14 protein-coding genes are annotated in these 15,565 nt (G+C 59.5%); 3 read left to right on the plus strand and 11 right to left on the minus strand.

The window, feature by feature from the left end; translation table 11 throughout:
- Nucleotides 1-2: 2 nt before the first annotated feature.
- The 3 genes from rpoD to rpsU all read right to left on the minus strand — a co-directional run bounded on the left by rpoD (nucleotide 3) and on the right by rpsU (nucleotide 4,552).
- Nucleotides 3-1,853, minus strand: a complete 1,851-nt coding sequence (gene rpoD / locus JFT44_RS20820; RefSeq protein ID WP_057444304.1) for an RNA polymerase sigma factor RpoD — start codon at nucleotides 1,851-1,853, stop codon at nucleotides 3-5.
- Nucleotides 1,854-1,920: 67 nt separating this feature from the next.
- Nucleotides 1,921-3,891: a DNA primase gene (gene dnaG, locus JFT44_RS20825; RefSeq protein WP_120734240.1), complete on the minus strand. Its 1,971-nt coding sequence runs from the start codon at nucleotides 3,889-3,891 to the stop codon at nucleotides 1,921-1,923.
- A gap of 445 nt (nucleotides 3,892-4,336) precedes the next feature.
- The gene (gene rpsU / locus JFT44_RS20830; protein WP_002551877.1) at nucleotides 4,337-4,552 is read right to left on the minus strand and encodes a 30S ribosomal protein S21; all 216 of its coding nucleotides are present in this window, start codon (nucleotides 4,550-4,552) and stop codon (nucleotides 4,337-4,339) included.
- 203 nt (nucleotides 4,553-4,755) lie between these two features.
- Between rpsU and tsaD the strand changes: the two genes are divergently transcribed.
- Nucleotides 4,756-5,781, plus strand: a complete 1,026-nt coding sequence (gene tsaD, locus JFT44_RS20835) for a tRNA (adenosine(37)-N6)-threonylcarbamoyltransferase complex transferase subunit TsaD (RefSeq protein WP_057960795.1) — start codon at nucleotides 4,756-4,758, stop codon at nucleotides 5,779-5,781.
- A 33-nt stretch (nucleotides 5,782-5,814) separates the two neighbouring features.
- Here tsaD and plsY read toward each other — a convergent pair whose 3' ends face one another.
- The gene (gene plsY, locus JFT44_RS20840) at nucleotides 5,815-6,384 is read right to left on the minus strand and encodes a glycerol-3-phosphate 1-O-acyltransferase PlsY (protein ID WP_057960794.1); all 570 of its coding nucleotides are present in this window, start codon (nucleotides 6,382-6,384) and stop codon (nucleotides 5,815-5,817) included.
- Nucleotides 6,385-6,458: 74 nt separating this feature from the next.
- On the opposite strand from plsY, the gene folB reads away from it, so the two are divergent.
- On the plus strand, nucleotides 6,459-6,812 hold the full coding sequence (gene folB, locus JFT44_RS20845) for a dihydroneopterin aldolase (RefSeq protein WP_057440310.1): 354 nt from the start codon (nucleotides 6,459-6,461) through the stop codon (nucleotides 6,810-6,812).
- Nucleotides 6,803-7,321: a 2-amino-4-hydroxy-6-hydroxymethyldihydropteridine diphosphokinase gene (gene folK, locus JFT44_RS20850; protein WP_170045209.1), complete on the plus strand. Its 519-nt coding sequence runs from the start codon at nucleotides 6,803-6,805 to the stop codon at nucleotides 7,319-7,321. The genes folB and folK overlap by 10 nt, the downstream gene beginning before the upstream one ends.
- 13 nt (nucleotides 7,322-7,334) lie before the next feature.
- On the opposite strand, the gene JFT44_RS20855 is transcribed toward folK, so the two are convergent.
- The 7 genes from JFT44_RS20855 to apaG all read right to left on the minus strand — a co-directional run bounded on the left by JFT44_RS20855 (nucleotide 7,335) and on the right by apaG (nucleotide 15,389).
- The gene (locus JFT44_RS20855) at nucleotides 7,335-8,582 is read right to left on the minus strand and encodes a multifunctional CCA addition/repair protein (protein ID WP_120734239.1); all 1,248 of its coding nucleotides are present in this window, start codon (nucleotides 8,580-8,582) and stop codon (nucleotides 7,335-7,337) included.
- A gap of 63 nt (nucleotides 8,583-8,645) precedes the next feature.
- The gene (locus JFT44_RS20860; protein WP_057960791.1) at nucleotides 8,646-10,208 is read right to left on the minus strand and encodes a SpoVR family protein; all 1,563 of its coding nucleotides are present in this window, start codon (nucleotides 10,206-10,208) and stop codon (nucleotides 8,646-8,648) included.
- Complete coding sequence (locus JFT44_RS20865; RefSeq protein WP_057444302.1) at nucleotides 10,205-11,476, minus strand: YeaH/YhbH family protein; 1,272 nt, start codon at nucleotides 11,474-11,476, stop codon at nucleotides 10,205-10,207. Before JFT44_RS20865 ends, JFT44_RS20860 begins: the two co-directional genes overlap by 4 nt.
- Before the next feature lie 113 nt (nucleotides 11,477-11,589).
- Nucleotides 11,590-13,512: a PrkA family serine protein kinase gene (locus tag JFT44_RS20870; RefSeq protein ID WP_017739508.1), complete on the minus strand. Its 1,923-nt coding sequence runs from the start codon at nucleotides 13,510-13,512 to the stop codon at nucleotides 11,590-11,592.
- Nucleotides 13,513-13,795: 283 nt separating this feature from the next.
- Entirely contained in the window at nucleotides 13,796-14,125 is a 330-nt protein-coding gene (glpE, locus tag JFT44_RS20875) for a thiosulfate sulfurtransferase GlpE (protein ID WP_057440313.1), read from the minus strand.
- Between the two features lie 32 nt (nucleotides 14,126-14,157).
- Nucleotides 14,158-15,009, minus strand: a complete 852-nt coding sequence (locus tag JFT44_RS20880) for a symmetrical bis(5'-nucleosyl)-tetraphosphatase (protein ID WP_057960790.1) — start codon at nucleotides 15,007-15,009, stop codon at nucleotides 14,158-14,160.
- On the minus strand, nucleotides 15,009-15,389 hold the full coding sequence (gene apaG, locus JFT44_RS20885) for a Co2+/Mg2+ efflux protein ApaG (RefSeq protein ID WP_057960789.1): 381 nt from the start codon (nucleotides 15,387-15,389) through the stop codon (nucleotides 15,009-15,011). The genes JFT44_RS20880 and apaG overlap by 1 nt, the downstream gene beginning before the upstream one ends.
- Between the last annotated feature and the right edge of the window lie 176 nt (nucleotides 15,390-15,565).

Raw genomic sequence — 15,565 nt, forward strand, 5'->3', positions numbered from 1 at the left:
GATCACTCGTCGAGGAAGGAGCGCAAATGCTCGCTTCTCGTCGGGTGGCGCAACTTGCGCAGCGCCTTGGCTTCGATCTGACGGATCCGCTCGCGGGTCACGTCAAACTGCTTACCGACTTCCTCAAGGGTGTGGTCGGTATTCATGTCGATGCCGAAACGCATGCGCAGTACCTTGGCTTCACGGGCAGTGAGGCCGGACAGTACGTCGCGCGTCGCTTCTTTAAGGCTCTCAACGGTGGCGACATCGATTGGCGACTGCATGGTCGAGTCTTCGATGAAGTCACCCAGATGGGAGTCTTCGTCATCACCGATCGGGGTTTCCATGGAGATCGGCTCTTTAGCGATCTTCAATACCTTGCGGATTTTATCCTCAGGCATTTCCATGCGTTCGCCCAGCTCTTCCGGGGTCGGTTCACGACCCATTTCCTGCAACATCTGCCGGGAAATACGGTTGAGCTTGTTGATGGTCTCGATCATGTGCACCGGAATACGGATGGTGCGGGCCTGGTCGGCGATCGAGCGAGTGATCGCCTGACGGATCCACCAGGTGGCATAAGTCGAGAACTTGTAGCCGCGACGGTATTCGAACTTGTCCACAGCCTTCATCAAGCCGATGTTGCCTTCCTGGATCAGGTCGAGGAATTGCAGGCCACGGTTGGTGTACTTCTTGGCGATGGAGATCACCAGACGCAAGTTCGCTTCAACCATCTCTTTCTTCGCGCGGCGGGCCTTGGCCTCGCCGATCGACATGCGACGGTTGATGTCCTTGATCTCGGCAATCGTCAGACCGGTTTCGGTCTGCAGTGCAGTCAGCTTCTGCTGGCAACGAACGATGTCGGCCTGGAAGCGACCAATGGCTTCAGCGTATTTGCTTTTGCCCTTGGCCAGGGCGTCGGTCCAGCTTTCGTCAACTTCATTGCCCGGGAACTGGCGCAGGAAGTCGGCACGCGGCATACGCGCATCACGGACACAGAGCTGCATGATCGCACGCTCTTGTGCACGCAGACGCTCAAGGGCGCTACGAACCCGCTCAACCAGGCCTTCGAATTGCTTCGGTACCAGTTTGATCGGCATGAACAGCTCAGCCAGGGCCAGCAGTTCGGCGGTTGCCTGCTTGCTGCCACGACCATGCTTCTTCAGGGCCTTGCGCGCCAGTTCCATCTGATCGGAGACCGCGCCAAAGCGCTGGGCTGCGATGATGGGATCCGGACCGCTTTCGACTTCTTCGTCGTCGTCGGTGCTGGCTTCAGCTTCGTCGTCGTCGGTTTCGTCGTCCGCTTTCACGGCTTTCGGGTCGACAGGCGGCGGTATTTCGGCAGCCGGCGGAGTAATGCCGTCGTCCGGGTCGATATAACCGCTCAGGACGTCGGACAGGCGGCCACCCTCGGTGGTCACACGAGTGTACTCGGACAGAATATGGTCAACTGTGCCTGGGAAGTGCGCAATTGCGCCCATCACTTCACGGATGCCTTCCTCGATACGTTTGGCGATTTCGATTTCGCCTTCCCGTGTCAGGAGCTCTACCGTACCCATTTCGCGCATATACATGCGCACAGGGTCAGTCGTGCGACCGATGTCGGTCTCCACTGCTGCCAACGCGGCGGCTGCTTCTTCAGCGGCTGCTTCGTCGGTATCAGAGTCGGCCAACATAAGGGCGTCCGCATCCGGAGCACTCTCGTGTACGGGGATCCCCATGTCGTTAATCATGCGGATGATGTCTTCCACCTGCTCAGGATCTGAAATATCCTCAGGCAGGTGGTCATTGACCTCTGCGTAAGTCAGATACTTCTGCTCACGACCCAGGAGGATCAAATCTTTGATACGAGACTGCTGTTGCGCTTTTCCGGACATAACACCCTATCCACTGAAGGTCTTGGCGGGCAAAAAACAAGCCGAGGATTATACCCGAGCTATGACCTCACACGCCAGCTGAGGTCGGGTTTGATGCGGAAACATTCTGTTTTAAGAGGTCGCGCATCTGTTTTGCTATCTGAATTTGCTCTTCAGCCGACAATCCCGGCTGCCTTGCTCTCTTGATGAGTTCATCGAGGGTCTGCGTGTGCTGGCCCGCGGATAACCTAGTAATGGTGTCTAAAAACTGTTGTTCAAGGTTATCGCCGTCAATTAGCCACTCCTTTTCCGCGAGAGCCTTCAACAAGCGGCCTTGTTCCGTGCCGTGCCAGCGAGCCATAAGCTGAATAGAGTTTAGCTTAGGATTTTTCTGTACGGCCTCGATCAGGGCAATTAGCACCTGGGCATAGGTGTTGCTTTCGTTGGCAAAATGTTCGGCGCTTTCCACTTTTCCCGCCAGTTGCGGGTGGTGGATCAGGGTGCGCAGGGCAATCAGTGTCGGCGCCTCCACGGCCACCGGCGTGCGCGGGGCGTAGGCCTCGTCGCGATCGCCGCGCTTGCCGTTTTTACTCCAGGGCTTCTTGTCCCATTTCTTGCCGCCGGCGCCGGGTTTCTTCGGCGTCCAGTCCTGTTGAGGCACAAAGGCTTCTTGGGGCTGGTGGAAGTCAGCGTAGTCCGGCATGGCATCGTAGTCGAAGCCCGGGTCATAGGCCGGTGGCGTATCCTGGGGCGCGCTGTGCACCAGCTGGCTGACAGCTTCGCCGCTCAGGCCGGTGATTTCCAGCAGGCGCTGGCGCATCAGGGCCTTGAGGTTGGCGCCGGGCACCTTGTCGATCAGCGGTGCTGCGAGGGTGGCCATGTGGGCCTTGCCTTCGAGGGAGCGCGGATCGGCTTCTTCGGTCAATTGCTGGAAAAAATAATCGGCCAGCGGCTGTGCGTGCTGGTGGATGCGCGCGCGAAACGCGTCGGTGCCTTCGGAGCGCACCAGGGTGTCCGGGTCTTCGCCTTCGGGCAGGAACAGGAAGCGTGCGCGGCGGCCATCCTGCAGGCTCGGCAGGGTGGCCTCGAGGGCACGCCATGCCGCATTGCGCCCGGCCTGGTCGCCGTCGAAACAGAACAATACGCTGGGCACCACACGAAACAGGCGCTTCATGTGCTCTTCGCTGGTGGCGGTGCCGAGAGTCGCGACGGCATTGCGCAGGCCTTGCTGGGCCAGGGCGATCACGTCCATATAACCTTCAACCACGATGATTTCATCGAGGTTGCGGTTGTTCTTGCGCGCTTCAAACAGGCCGTAGAGTTCCTGGCCCTTGTGAAATACCGGGGTTTCCGGGGAGTTCAGGTATTTGGGCTTGTCGTCACCCAGTACTCGGCCGCCGAAGGCGATGATGCGGCCACGGCTGTCGCGGATCGGGAACATCACCCGGTCGCGGAAACGGTCATAGCGCTTGCCGGTCTCGGCGTTTTCCACCAGGAGGCCGGCGTCGATCATGGCTTTTTGCTGCAGGGTGTCGCTGCTCAGGTGCTTGTACAGGTTGTCCCAGCCCGGCGGGGCGAAGCCCAGGCCGAAGTCGCGGGCAATTTCCCCGGTCAGGCCGCGGCCCTTGAGGTAGTCCACGGCGGCCTTGCGCTGCGGATGGCTTTTCAGGGCCTGGCGGTAGAACTCGGCGGCGGCGGTGAGCAACGGGTACAACGGCGAGTCGGTGGGCTGGCGTGGTTTGTGCGGCCGGCCACTTTCTTCGCGGGGGATTTCCATGCCGGCGGCTTTGGCCAGTTCCTCGACGGCCTGGGGGAAATCCAGGTTGTCGTGGTCCATGATAAAGCCGAGGGCGTTGCCGCCCGCGCCGCAGCCGAAGCAGTAGTAGAACTGCTTGTCGGGGCTGACGCTGAACGATGGGGTCTTTTCTTTGTGGAATGGGCAGCAGGCCGTGTAGTTCTTGCCGGCCTTTTTCATTTGCACGCGTGAGCTGACAACATCGACGATGTCGGTGCGGTTCAGAAGGTCGTCAATAAAGCTCTGGGGAATTAGCCCGGCCATGGCGTTCTCGTCATCACTGCGTGTAAATGAGAGCCCGTGACGCACTCAAGGCGCGCATGTTGGCGGCTTGATCATCAAATGTCTGTTTGGGCTGTCAGGAAGTGTATCTGTCGAGTGTTCACTGACGGTAGTTCCAATCAGTCTTCGACGTGTTTGAAAGTGTTGCCCTGGAGTCCGGTCGCGGCCAGTGCGGCCTCGGGAGCTCATCATGGGGCACAGTCGACCTATTGATCGCCTGCTTGGAAAATAAGTGTGCTCGTCAGTAGCCTTGATAGGCTCGTCAGAAGAGACGCGCACCGCTGGCAAAAGAGCCAGTCCTGACGTGTGAAGCTTTGTCTCGGTCGCATGTGCGGCGTCGACGGTGAAGCATCAAGCGATATCCGCAAATGCCAACAGCCCGGCTGAGGGCCGGGCTTGGCAGAAGCTTGCTACGAACGTCTGTGTATTAGTACAGACGAACGGCGCGGCGCTGCTCGCGCTGAACTTTCTTGGCGTGACGCTTAACAGCGGCTGCTGCTTTGCGCTTACGCTCAGAAGTTGGCTTCTCATAAAATTCGCGGCTACGAACTTCAGCCAGAACACCGGCTTTTTCGCAGGAGCGCTTGAAACGACGCAGAGCTACGTCGAAGGGTTCGTTCTCTTTTACTTTGACGGCTGGCATCCAGAGCTACCTTCTTTCATTACCGGGAATCAACGTTCTCGTCGCAAAAAATTCGCGGCTGAGGTCGTCGGTTTTTAAGGGTTGCGGATGTTAACCCCTCATTGCCCGGAATGCAAAGCCTCTGATCGAAAACCGCTAGTCGGGAGGGGAAGTGGCGACTATTATGCGCGCCTTCGAATTCAGCCTCTACAAGGCGCAAACCCATGTTAGTACTGGGCTTAGAAACCTCCTGCGACGAGACCGGCGTCGCGCTTTACGACAGTGAACGCGGGCTTTTGGCCGATGCGCTGTTCAGTCAGATCGACCTGCACCGGGCTTACGGCGGCGTGGTGCCCGAGCTTGCCAGCCGGGATCACGTCAAACGCATGCTGCCACTGATTCGTCAGGTGTTGGACGAGGCCGGTTGCGTCGCCACCGAGATTGATGCCATCGCCTATACCGCCGGCCCGGGATTGGTCGGGGCCCTGCTGGTTGGGGCCTCCTGCGCCCAGGCGCTGGCGTTTGCCTGGGGTATTCCAGCCCTCGGCGTGCACCATATGGAAGGCCATTTACTGGCGCCGATGCTGGAAGAAAACCCGCCTGGGTTCCCGTTCGTCGCTTTGTTGGTTTCCGGTGGCCATACGCAGCTGGTTCAGGTCGATGCAATCGGCCAGTACACGCTGCTGGGGGAGACCCTGGACGATGCTGCCGGCGAGGCTTTCGACAAGACCGCCAAGATGATGAACCTCAATTATCCCGGTGGTCCGGAAATCGCGCGTCTGGCGGAAAAAGGCGTGGCCGGGCGCTATACCTTCCCGCGCCCGATGTGTGATCGCCCTGGCCTGATGTTCAGCTTCAGTGGCTTGAAAACCTTTGCCTTGAACACCTGGCAGCAAAGCGTCAGCGCCGGGGACGACAGCGAGCAAGCCCGTTGCGACATCTCTCTGGCGTTCCAGCAGGCGGTGGTGGAGACTTTGACCATCAAGTGCAAGCGTGCCTTGAAACAGGCCGGCATGAAGCGCCTGGTCATTGCAGGCGGCGTCAGCGCCAACAAGGCCTTGCGTCTGTCATTGGAAAAAATGCTCGGCGACCTCAAGGGCGAGGTGTTTTACGCTCGCCCCGAGTTCTGCACCGACAACGGCGCGATGATCGCCTTCGCCGGTTGCCAGCGATTGCAGGCTGGCCAGCATGAAAGCCTGGCCATCAGCGTGCAGGCGCGTTGGCCGATGGAGCAATTGCCGCCGTTGTGATCGACGAACATGAGGCGGGTTCAGCCGGCGTATTTAAAAATGCCGTTCGCGCCCGGCAAACAGGTCGCGTAAATTGCCGCGATGGCGCCATACAATCAGCAGGGTGAGTACGCTCATCGGCAGCAGGGCCACCGGCTCCTGCCAGGCCAGCAATGGCAGGGTCAGGGGCGTGGCGATCAATGCGGCAAGGGAGCTGGTGCGGGTCAGGTAGAACGTCAGCAGCCAGGCGGCCACCGCTAGCAGGGCTGCCGGTGGGTAGATCCCCAGCAGCATGCCGGCCGCCGTCGCGACGCCCTTGCCACCGCGAAAGCGAAAGTACAGCGGGAACAGATGGCCGAGAACGGCGCATACACCGATCCAGGCTTGTTGTTGCAGGGAGAGGCCGGCGAGATCGGCGATCAGTACGGGCAAAAGGCCTTTGCACACGTCGCCAAGCAGCGTGAGTACGGCGAGCTTCTTGCCGGCCAGGCGCAACATATTGGTGGCGCCGGCATTGCCTGAGCCACTCATTCGCGGGTCGGGATTTCCCGTCAGGCGGCTGAGCAAGATGGCAAAGGACAGCGAGCCGAGCAGGTAGGCGAGGGTCGCCAGTAACCAAGACATGCTAACTATTCCGGGCGAGGACGCCTTGATTCTAACGGGGCATTGCGCCCTTGTCGTGCTGTGGAGAAGAGTGCTTGGACAGAGTGTTTATCGAAGGCCTGGAAGTTGACACCGTAATCGGGGCCTACGACTGGGAGCGCGGTATCCGTCAGTGCCTGCGCCTGGACCTGAGTTTCGCCTGGGACAATCGCCCCGCCGCAGCCGGTGATGACCTGACCCTGGCCCTCGATTACGCCAGTGTTTGCACACGCATCCAGGCGTTTGCCGAGCAGGCGCAGTTCCAACTGGTGGAAACGTTCGCCGAGCGCCTGGCGCAAGTCTTGATGGAGGAGTTCCAGATCCCCTGGCTGCACCTCAAGTTGACCAAGCCCGGTGCCGTCCCGGCCGCCAAGGGCGTGGGCGTGGAGATCGAGCGCGGATGTCGCTAACTCAGGTTTACCTTGGTCTTGGCAGTAATATCGAGCGCGAGCCCCATTTGCAGGCGGGGCTTGAGGCGTTAGATGGCTTTTTGACCGATATGCGTTGTTCCGCCGTGTTCGAAAGCCAGCCGGTGGGGATCAAGAGTGGGCCGTTTTTCAACCTGGTGGTGTCGGCGTATACCGATCTGTCGTTGCTGGAGTTGGACCGCCGGTTGAAGGTCATCGAGGCTGACAATGGCCGTTACGCGCCGGATCGCAAGGGCTTGCCCCTGGATATTGATGTGCTGCTGTATGGCGACCTGACGGGAAATTTCGACGGGCTGGTGTTGCCGCGCGCAGAGATCCTGAAGAACGCCTTTGTGCTGTGGCCGCTGTCGTTGATGGCGCCGGAGCGTGTGCATCCTGAAGTGGGCAAGACATTTGCCGTGCTGTGGCGGGATGCACAGATTGAGCAGGTGCTGGCCCCGGTTGCCTTCAAATGGCGCGACCGGCAACTGACCCCGGACGCTCTTCTGTAGGCGCGGGCAAGCACTAGGCGTCCCCCCGCTCCTGCAGTGAATGGTGTTCTTTGTAGGCTTTCAGGGCTTTGAGCCGCTCACGCTTGAGAGCCTCACCCAGTTCCGGGCCCTTGAAGCCTTTCTCCAGCAATGGCGCCACCGCCACCCCCCGTGCTACCCGCGCAGCACCGCGTAAATAATCCGCCTGTGGATAACTTCGCTGCTCAAGGCCCTTGCGGCCCCGTGCGTCCATTTCGCAGGCGACAACAAACTCTTCAAAACGCTGTGGTCGGCGGAATACGTCAAAACTCTGCAGCAACTCCAGCAGGGTCGAGGCTTTCAGCTCCAGGGCGCGATGACCGTGGGTGTGATACTCGCCAACCAAAAGTGCCAGTTCCTGGCAATCCTTCGGTACTTTGAAGCGTTCATTGACCGCTCTGATCAGCTTCAGGCCCCGCTGCTCGTGAGCAATATGCCGGGGCAACTTATCCACAGGCGTCAGGCCCTTGCCCAGATCATGCAGCAGGCAAGCCCAGCGCACAGTCAAGGGGTGGGCGTGGAGGGCTGCCTGTTCCAGCACGCTCAGGGTATGGATGCCGGTATCAATTTCCGGATGGTGGGCTTCGGGTTGGGGTACACCGAACAGCGCGTCCACTTCCGGCAGCAAGGTTTTCAGGGCGTGGCAGTCGCGCAGCACCTGGATAAACACCTGGGGTTGATCTTCCATCAGCGCCCGGGAAATTTCCTTCCAGCTGCGCTCCGGGGTCAGCGCATCCAGTTCGCCAGAGTCACTGAGTTGGCGCATCAGTTCCAGGGTTTCGGGGGCGACAGTGAAACCGAGGCTGGCATAACGTGCGGCAAACCGTGCCACCCGCAACACACGTAAGGGATCTTCGGCGAACGCCGGGGAAACGTGGCGCAGCACTCGGGCTTGCAGATCGCGTTGGCCATGATAGGGATCGGTCAGGTTGCCGTCGTCGTCTTCAGCCATGGCGTTGATGGTCAGGTCGCGACGGATCAAGTCTTGTTCGAGGGTGACTTCAGGGCTGGCATGAAACACAAATCCGCCATACCCCCGGCCGCTCTTGCGCTCGGTACGGGCGAGGGCGTACTCCTCGTTGTTTTTCGGGTCCAGGAACACCGGAAAATCAGAGCCCACAGGCCGATAGCCCAGGGCGAGCATTTCTTCGGTGGTGGCGCCTACGACGACCCGATCGACATCGGTAACGGGAATGCCCAGCAAGCGATCACGTACCGCTCCGCCGACTTTGTAGATTTGCATGAAAAAGCCTCCATTAGCCCTACAGGATAACGCCTGTGCCAGGCCAATGGAGGCATTGCTGTGTCAAAGGTGAACCACGGCCAGGTCCAGGCGGCCGTAGTCGTTGTCGTTGTGTTCGTTGCGCGGCGGAACATGGTGGGTTTTCATGATCTGGTCGCCTTGCAGCGTCTCCAGATGGATATCAAAACCCCATAGCCGGTGCAGGTGCTTGAGCACTTCATCCGTGGATTCGCCCAGGGGTTTGCGGTCGTGCTGCTGGTGGCGCAGGGTCAGGGAGCGGTCGCCGCGCATATCGATGCTGTAGATCTGCACGTTGGGCTCGCGGTTGCCCAGGTTGTACTGGGCCGCCAGGGTCTCGCGGATGGTGCGGTAACCGGCTTCGTCGTGAATGGCAGGTACCAGCAGGTCGTCCTTGAGGTCGTCATCCATAATGCTGAACAGCTTGAGATCACGAATCACCTGGGGCGACAGGTACTGCAGGATAAAGCTCTCATCCTTGAAGCTGCTCATGGCGAACTTAAGGGTCGATAACCAGTCGCTGCCGGCGATCTCCGGGAACCAGCGGCGATCTTCCTCGGTCGGGTGTTCGCACATGCGCCGGATATCCCGGTACATGGCAAAGCCCAGGGCATAAGGGTTGATGCCGCTGTAGTAGGGGCTGTCGAAGCCTGGCTGGAAGACCACGCTGGTATGGGAGGTGAGGAACTCCATCATGAAACCGTCGGTCACCAGCCCTTCGTCGTAGAGGTCGTTTATCAGGGTGTAATGCCAGAACGTAGCCCAGCCTTCGTTCATCACCTGGGTCTGGCGCTGGGGGTAGAAATACTGGGCGATCTTGCGCACGATCCGCACGATCTCCCGTTGCCACGGCTCCAGCAACGGGGCGTGCTTTTCCAGGAAGTACAGGATGTTTTCCTGGGGTTCGCTGGGGAAGCGTGCATTGTCTTTGTCGCTGTTCTTGTCGGCGCGCTTGGGGATGGTGCGCCACAAGTCGTTGATCTGCTTTTGCAGATGCTCTTCACGGTCCTTCTGCCGCAGCCGTTCCTCTTCGGCGGAAATGGGGTAAGGGCGTTTGTAGCGGTCTACCCCGTAGTTCATCAAGGCATGGCAGGAGTCGAGCAGGTCTTCCACGGCGTCGATCCCGTGGCGCTCCTCGCATTGCATGATGTACTGCTTGGCGAACACCAGGTAATCAATGATCGAACTGGCGTCGGTCCAGGTGCGGAACAGATAGTTGCCCTTGAAGAAACTGTTGTGGCCGTAGCACGCGTGGGCCACCACCAGTGCCTGCATGCAGATGGTGTTTTCTTCCATCAGGTAGGCGATGCACGGGTCGGAGTTGATCACGATTTCGTAGGCCAGGCCCATCTGGCCACGGCTGTAGGACTTCTCGGTGCTGAGGAAGTGCTTGCCGTAGGACCAATGGTGATAGCCCAGGGGCATGCCCACCGAGGCATACGCGTCCATCATCTGTTCGGCGGTGATCACTTCGATCTGGTTGGGATAGGTATCCAGGGCATAACCGGCCGCAATGCGGCTGATTTCCCGGTCATAGGCCTGGATCAGTTCGAAGGTCCATTCGGACCCCGTGGAAATGGGTTGGCGCTTATGCTCTTTGGCGGTCATGTCACTAACCTGCGCTGGAAGAGTTCACGGAAGACCGGATAGATATCGCCGGCCGAGACCAGTTGTTGCTGGGCGAAGGTATCGGCGAAGGCTTCACCGATGCGCTCGTATTCAAACCACAGGGCCTGGTGCTCGCGGGGGGTAATCTCCACATAAGTGTAGTACTGCACGAACGGCATGATCTGGTTGATCAGGATGTCGCGGCAGATGGGCGAGTCGTCGTTCCAGTTGTCGCCGTCGGAAGCCTGGGCCGCGTAGATGTTCCATTCGTTGGCTGGGTAGCGCTCAGCCATGATTTCCTGCATCAGTTTCAGCGCACTGGACACGATGGTGCCGCCGGTCTCCCGCGAATAGAAAAACTCTTCCTCGTCGACCTCGCGGGCGCTGGTGTGATGGCGGATAAACACCACGTCGATCTTGTCGTAGTTACGCTTGAGAAACAGGTACAGCAGAATAAAGAAGCGCTTGGCGATGTCCTTGGTCGCCTGGGTCATGGAGCCGGAAACGTCCATCAGGCAGAACATCACGGCCTTGGAGCTGGGGTTGGGTTGCTTGACCAGCAGGTTGTATTTCAAGTCGAAGGTGTCGAGGAACGGCACGCGGTGGATGCGCGCGCTGAGTTTCTCGATTTCTGCTTCGATTTCCTGGATATCGCCGAAGTTGTCCGGCTCTTCGCGCTTCAAGCGCGCCAACTCTTCCTTGGCTTCCCTCAGTTTGGCGCGGCTGCTGCCAGACAGGGCGATACGCCGTGCGTGGGCCGAACGCAGGGTGCGGATGATATTGATGCGCGAGGGGTTGCCCTCGTTGCTGATACCGGCGCGCACGGTCTTGAAGGTGTCAGTGCCGGTCAGGTTGCGCTTGACCAGGTTGGGCAGCTCCAGGTCCTCGAACATGAATTCGAGGAATTCCTCCTGGGTAATCTGGAACACGAACTCATCCATGCCTTCGCCGGAGTTGCCGGCCTTGCCTGGGCCTTTGCCGCCGCCACCGCCCTGAGGGCGCTGGATATGCTCGCCAGTGGTAAATTCCTTGTTTCCCGGATGAACCACGGTCTGTTTGCCGCCGCGGCCGTGATGCAGCACCGGTTCGTCGATGTCCCGGCCGGGAATGCTGATCTGCTCGCCGTGCTCCATATCGGTAATGGAGCGGCGACTCACCGCCTCTTCGACGGCCTTTTTGATGTGGTCACGGTAACGCCGCAGGAACCGCTGGCGGTTTACCGTGCTCTTGTTCTTGCCATTGAGGCGTCGGTCGATCACATAGCTCATAGGGAGCCCTCCGGGCAGCTTCACGTTACAAGCTTCAAGCCGAGAGCTGGAAGCTTAGAGACAAGCGGTCAGCTGCCAGGCCAGGGGCCCGGCAGCGCACGCCTGTCGCTGCCTTACTGCGATTTGCGCACCCGCAGGTACCACTCGGAGAGCAGCCGTACCTGTTTGTCGGTGTAGCCGCGCTCGACCATTCGTGTAACGAAGTCGTTGTGTTTTTGCTGGTCCTCCTTGCTGGCCTTGGCGTTGAAGCTGATGACCGGCAGCAGATCCTCGGTGTTGGAGAACATTTTCTTCTCGATGACCACCCGCAGCTTCTCGTAGCTGAGCCAGGTCGGGTTCTTGCCGTTGTTGTTGGCCCGGGCGCGCAGTACGAAGTTGACGATTTCGTTGCGGAAATCCTTCGGATTGCTGATGCCGGCCGGTTTTTCGATCTTCTCCAGCTCTTCGTTGAGGGCTACGCGGTTGAGGATCTCGCCGGTTTCGGGGTCGCGGTATTCCTGATCCTGGATCCAGAAGTCGGCGTACAGCACATAGCGGTCGAAGATGTTCTGGCCGTATTCGCTGTAGGACTCCAGGTAGGCGGTCTGGATCTCCTTGCCGATGAACTCGATATAGCGCGGCGCCAGGTACTCTTTGAGGAAGCGCAGGTAACGCTCGCGGGTTTCAGCCTGGAACTGCTCCTGTTCGATCTGCTGCTCCAGTACATAGAGCAGGTGTACCGGGTTGGCGGCGATCTCATGGGGGTCGAAGTTGAAGACCTTGGACAGGATCTTGAAGGCGAAGCGGGTCGACAGGCCATTCATGCCCTCATCGACGCCCGCCGTGTCGCGGTATTCCTGGATCGACTTGGCCTTGGGATCGGTGTCCTTGAGGTTCTCCCCGTCGTAGACGCGCATTTTCGAGTAGATATTCGAGTTTTCCGGCTCCTTGAGACGCGAGAGCACCGTGAACTGGGCGAGCATCTTCAGGGTGTCTGGCGCGCAATGGGCCTTGGCCAGGGAACTGTTGAACAGCAATTTGTCGTAGATCTTGATTTCATCGCTGACCCGCAGGCAGTACGGCACCTTGACGATATAGATCCGGTCGATGAAGGCTTCGTTGTTCTTGTTGTTGCGGAAGGTGTGCCACTCCGATTCGTTGGAGTGGGCCAGCAGGATGCCAGTGAACGGAATCGCCCCGAGGCCTTCGGTACTGTTGTAGTTGCCTTCCTGGGTGGCGGTGAGCAGTGGGTGCAGCACCTTGATCGGCGCCTTGAACATCTCCACGAACTCCATCAGGCCCTGGTTGGCCCGGCACAGTGCGCCCGAGTAGCTGTAGGCATCGGCGTCGTTCTGCGGGAATTCCTCCAGCTTGCGGATATCCACCTTGCCCACCAGCGCGGAAATATCCTGGTTGTTTTCATCCCCCGGTTCGGTCTTGGCGACGCCGATCTGGTTGAGAATCGACGGATAGAGCTTCACCACCCGGAACTGGCTGATATCGCCGCCGAACTCGGCCAGGCGCTTGGTGGCCCAGGGCGACATGATGGTGTTGAGATAGCGCCGTGGGATGCCGAAGTCTTCTTCGAGAATCGCGCCATCTTCTGTGGCGTTGAACAGGCCCAGGGGCGATTCGAACACCGGAGAGCCCTTGATCGCGTAGAAGGGCACCTTTTCGATCAGTTGCTTGAGTTTTTCGGCCAGGGAAGATTTACCGCCGCCCACGGGGCCGAGCAGGTAGAGAATCTGTTTCTTCTCTTCCAGGCCCTGGGCGGCATGGCGGAAGTAGGAGACGATCTGGTCGATGCATTCTTCCATGCCATGGAAGTCTTCAAAGGCCGGGTAGCGGCGGATCACCTTGTTGGAGAATATTCGCGACAGCCGCGAGTTGTTGGAGGTGTCTACCAGCTCCGGTTCGCCAATCGCCAGTAGCAGGCGCTCGGCGGCAGACGCATAGGTGCTGCGGTCCTTTTTGCACAGCTCAAGATACTCCTGCAGCGTGAGTTCTTCCTGCTGGGTGGACTCGAAGCGTTGTTGGAAGTGGCTAAAAATACTCATGACGTCGTCACCTCGCTCGATACGTGGAGCCGACGCCGGATCAATCAGTCGATGCTGGCAGCCAGTGGCGTTTGCCGTGGCCATTTCCCCCCAGAACACCCTGAAACGCTACCGATGACCCGCACGCCGGTGTACCGGCTCTCCCCTGTTTTGGATGGCCTGCGCTTAATGATAGTTGGGAATCCGGGAGGTCAAGGCGAGATGCCTAATTAGTTTGGGTGCGCCGTTTCTCAGAAACGGCGCGAGCCCAAGCGTCACGCGGGGTAGCGGGGTTTGAAAAAAATTATTGCGAATTGCCTGTGGCAGTTTCCGCAGGATACGTCGTACGCCACAGCTCAAAGCCGCCGTCCAGGCTGTAGACATCGGAGAACCCCTGGCTGACCAGATAGGCCGCCGCGCTCTGGCTGGAATTGCCGTGATAGCAGGCCACGATCACTGGCGCGTCGAGGTCGGCGGCGCGGATGAAATCGGCAATGTTGTGGTTGTCCAGGTGCTGTGCGCCCTTGATGTGGTTCAGGGCGTAAGTCTGTGGATCACGGATATCCACCACCACGGCGCCTTGCTCACGCAGGGCCTGGGCTTGTTCGGGAGGGATACGTTTGAATTCGCTCATGGCGGGCTCCTTGGGCGGGCGGCAAGCGGCGTTTAGCGCTTGGCGGCAGCCGGCAGTGTAACGGGAAGGGGGGATTCACACTGGCAGCTCAGGCGCTCGCCGGTGTCGATGTTCATCAGGGTCATGGCTCCGCCCCAGACACACCCGGTGTCGAGGGCAAATACCCCGGGCTCGTCGCAGTGACCTTCAAGGGCGGCCCAGTGACCGAAGATGATCTTCGTTTCGCGGGTCTTGCGCTCCTTGTGGGTAAACCAGGGCTTGTAGCCGGGCAGGGCGGTTTCGGCGCCTTCCTTGCTCTTGAGGTCGAGTTTGCCTTCGGCGGTGCAAAAGCGCATGCGCGTGAAGTAGTTGGTAATGACCCGTAGGCGGGCAACGCCGGTCAGATCGTTATCCCACTTCACTGGCTCATTGCCGTACATGCCGTCCAGGTAGGTGGCGAACAGCGTGTCATCGGCCAGGGCGGTTTCAACCTCGGCAGCACATTTAAGGGCTTTTTTCAGGCTCCACTGCGGTGGTATGCCGGCATGCACCAGGACGGTATTGCGGCCCTCGTCGTAGTGCACGAGCTTTTGCCGGCGCAGCCAGTCCAGCAACTCGGCGCGATCCGGAGCTTCGAGGATTTCGCGCAGGGTATCGCCCTTTTTCAGGCGCTCGATGTTATTGCCGACCGCCAGCAGGTGCAGGTCATGGTTGCCCAGTACGCACACCAGGGCGTCGCGCATGCCATAAAGAAAGCGCAGGGTTTCCAGGGATTGCGGGCCACGGTTGACCAGATCGCCCACCAGCCACAGACGATCTTGGGCTGGGTCGAAGGCTACACGGTCAAGCAGGCATTTGAGCGGCTCCAGGCAGCCTTGCAGGTCGCCGACAGCATAGGTCGCCATCAGTGCAGGGCTCCCGGTACCGCCAGGCGGAAGGGGGCGATGATGGCGTCGAAGTGTTTGCCGTCTTCGGCAAGCATCTGATAGCTGCCTTGCATCGTGCCGACCTTGGAGGTCATCACGGTGCCGCTGCTGTAGGTGTGGCTGGCGCCGCTGTCGATCAGTGGCTGTTGGCCGATGACACCCGCACCGCGCACTTCCTCGACATGGCCGTCGCCGTCGGTGATGACCCAATGGCGCGACAGCAGCTTGGCGGCCACCTGGCCGTTGTTCTTCACCGTGACGGTGTAGGCAAAGGCAAAGCGGTTCTGTTCAGGTTGCGATTGTTCCGCCAGGAAGCGGGTGACGACGCTGACGTCGATCTGATAGCGAGGATCGGACATGCAAGAGGCCTTAAGAGCAAAAGCGGAGGACAGCAGATGCGGATCAGTCTAGGCCATGAGGAGGGCACTAGGCCAGACATGTGTCTGGCTTGGTAAACGATGGCGTCCTGGCAGATGACGAAGCGCTACCAGTGTAGCGCGGCGCAAATGTGGGAGCGGGCAAGCCTACTCCCACA

Origin of the sequence: Pseudomonas sp. MF5691, assembly GCF_016405645.1 — a bacterium.
Taxonomy (GTDB): domain Bacteria; phylum Pseudomonadota; class Gammaproteobacteria; order Pseudomonadales; family Pseudomonadaceae; genus Aquipseudomonas; species Aquipseudomonas shahriarae.

Excerpts from the sequence above, each read along its gene's own strand:
- rpoD (WP_057444304.1), bottom strand. The coding sequence starts at position 1,853 with ATGTCCGGAAAAGCGCAACAGCAGTCTCGTATCAAAGATTTGATCCTC.
- dnaG (WP_120734240.1), bottom strand. The coding sequence starts at position 3,891 with ATGGCCGGGCTAATTCCCCAGAGCTTTATTGACGACCTTCTGAACCGC.
- rpsU (WP_002551877.1), bottom strand. The coding sequence starts at position 4,552 with ATGCCAGCCGTCAAAGTAAAAGAGAACGAACCCTTCGACGTAGCTCTG.
- tsaD (WP_057960795.1), top strand. The coding sequence starts at position 4,756 with ATGTTAGTACTGGGCTTAGAAACCTCCTGCGACGAGACCGGCGTCGCG.
- plsY (WP_057960794.1), bottom strand. The coding sequence starts at position 6,384 with ATGTCTTGGTTACTGGCGACCCTCGCCTACCTGCTCGGCTCGCTGTCC.
- folK (WP_170045209.1), top strand. The coding sequence starts at position 6,803 with ATGTCGCTAACTCAGGTTTACCTTGGTCTTGGCAGTAATATCGAGCGC.
- JFT44_RS20855 (WP_120734239.1), bottom strand. The coding sequence starts at position 8,582 with ATGCAAATCTACAAAGTCGGCGGAGCGGTACGTGATCGCTTGCTGGGC.
- JFT44_RS20860 (WP_057960791.1), bottom strand. The coding sequence starts at position 10,208 with ATGACCGCCAAAGAGCATAAGCGCCAACCCATTTCCACGGGGTCCGAA.
- JFT44_RS20865 (WP_057444302.1), bottom strand. The coding sequence starts at position 11,476 with ATGAGCTATGTGATCGACCGACGCCTCAATGGCAAGAACAAGAGCACG.
- JFT44_RS20870 (WP_017739508.1), bottom strand. The coding sequence starts at position 13,512 with ATGAGTATTTTTAGCCACTTCCAACAACGCTTCGAGTCCACCCAGCAG.
- glpE (WP_057440313.1), bottom strand. The coding sequence starts at position 14,125 with ATGAGCGAATTCAAACGTATCCCTCCCGAACAAGCCCAGGCCCTGCGT.
- JFT44_RS20880 (WP_057960790.1), bottom strand. The coding sequence starts at position 15,009 with ATGGCGACCTATGCTGTCGGCGACCTGCAAGGCTGCCTGGAGCCGCTC.
- apaG (WP_057960789.1), bottom strand. The coding sequence starts at position 15,389 with ATGTCCGATCCTCGCTATCAGATCGACGTCAGCGTCGTCACCCGCTTC.